Raw genomic sequence first — 1,451 nt, 5'->3', positions numbered from 1 at the left:
GGACCGCCGCACCCGGCCGTGGCGGTCCTGAGCTGAGCGGGACGCCCGGGCCGGCCACCGCGGCAGGGAGCGCCGCGCCGCCACCCGCCGCGGCGCCCGGGTCGGTCAGCGTCAGTGTCTCCTCCCCCTTCGCCATCGGCTTCCTCGGCGCCCTCGGTGTCCTCACTGCCTGGCTGCTGGTCAGCAACCTCACCCGGCTCAGCTCGGTACTCACCTTCCTGCTGGTCGCGGTGTTCCTCACGCTGGCGCTGAACCCGCTCGTCGAGGGGCTGACCCGGCGGGGCGCGAGCCGGCCGGTGGGGGTGCTCGTGGTGTTCCTGGGACTGCTCGGTGTGCTCGGGCTGGTGGGGTACCTGGTGGTCCCGCCGGTCGTGCAGCAGAGCGCCATGCTCGTGGAGCGGGCACCGCAGTACGTGGAGTCGGTGCTGAGCGAACCGTGGGTGGCGGACCTGGACGCCCGGTACGGCGTCGGTGACCGCGTCATCGAGGAGGTCAACGACCAGCTGACCGACTCCGGGTTCCTAGCGACGCTGTTCGGCGGGGTGCTCGGCGCCGCCGGCTGGCTGGCCAGCGGGCTGATCGGCGTGGTGACCGTCCTCATCCTGACCCTGTACCTGCTCGCGGCGCTCCCGGCCGTCAAGGACGCCGCCTACCGCGCGGTCCCGGCCAGCAACCGGTCGCGCGTCATCGCGCTGGCCGAGGAGATCATGCGGCGCGTGGGCGGGTACGCCCTCGGCCAGGCGCTGGTCGCGACCATCAACGGCACCTGCTCCTGGGTGGTGCTGGAGCTCCTCGGCCTGCCCTACCCGGTGGTGCTGGCCTTCACGGTCGGGGTCCTGGGCCTCGTCCCCCTCATCGGCGCCACCCTCGGCGCGACCATCGTGGCGGCGGTCGCCCTCTTCCAGGACCCGACGCTGGCCCTCGTCGTCGTCGTCTACTACGTCGTGTACCAGCAGGTGGAGAACTACGTCGTGGTGCCGCGGGTGATGCAGCGCACGGTGTCCGTCCCCGGCGCGGTGACCGTGGTGGCGGTGCTCGCCGGGGGCACCCTGCTGGGCGTGCTGGGCGCGATCATCGCCATCCCGGTCGCGGCCGGGCTGCTGCTGCTCTACCAGGAGGTGCTGGTCCCCCGTCAGGGCCGGCTGTGAGCGTTCAGGCCCAGGCGCCGCCCGGGCGGCGCCGGTCCCGTGCCTGCCAGCAGGTGGTGTGCCAGTGCCGACGGTTGGCCAGCCCCTGCATCGCGTCGACCGGCCAGGCCACGGTGTGCGCGGAGGTCGCCGGGATCTGCTGCTGGCACCCCGGGCACAGGTAGCTGCGGCCGTCCGCCTCCCGGCCGCCGCCCGCCGCCACCTGCCGCACCTGCCAGGTCACGCCGTCGGCGTCGACGACCTGCTGCGGCGCGGCGGGGTGCCGGCCCGGGCGCTGCGGGCGGCGATCGTCATCGGCGCCGG

2 protein-coding genes are annotated in these 1,451 nt (G+C 74.4%); one reads left to right on the top strand and one right to left on the bottom strand.

Features of this window, described 5'->3' with window-relative positions; all coding sequences use genetic code 11:
* Nucleotides 1-1,148 (top strand): AI-2E family transporter (locus tag GFJ45_RS16060; protein ID WP_228387219.1); only part of this gene is annotated, 1,148 nt, incomplete at its 5' end.
* A 4-nt stretch (nt 1,149-1,152) separates the two neighbouring features.
* Here the strand turns inward: GFJ45_RS16060 and GFJ45_RS16580 are convergent.
* Nucleotides 1,153-1,451: hypothetical protein (locus tag GFJ45_RS16580; protein WP_194288742.1), on the bottom strand; the 299-nt coding region annotated here is incomplete at its 5' end.

Source organism: Ornithinicoccus halotolerans (genome assembly GCF_009602535.1).
GTDB classification, from domain to species: Bacteria; Actinomycetota; Actinomycetes; order Actinomycetales; family Dermatophilaceae; genus Ornithinicoccus; species Ornithinicoccus halotolerans.
Note: the sequence above shows the minus strand (reverse complement) of the source record. Positions and strands in the feature narration are given on the sequence as shown.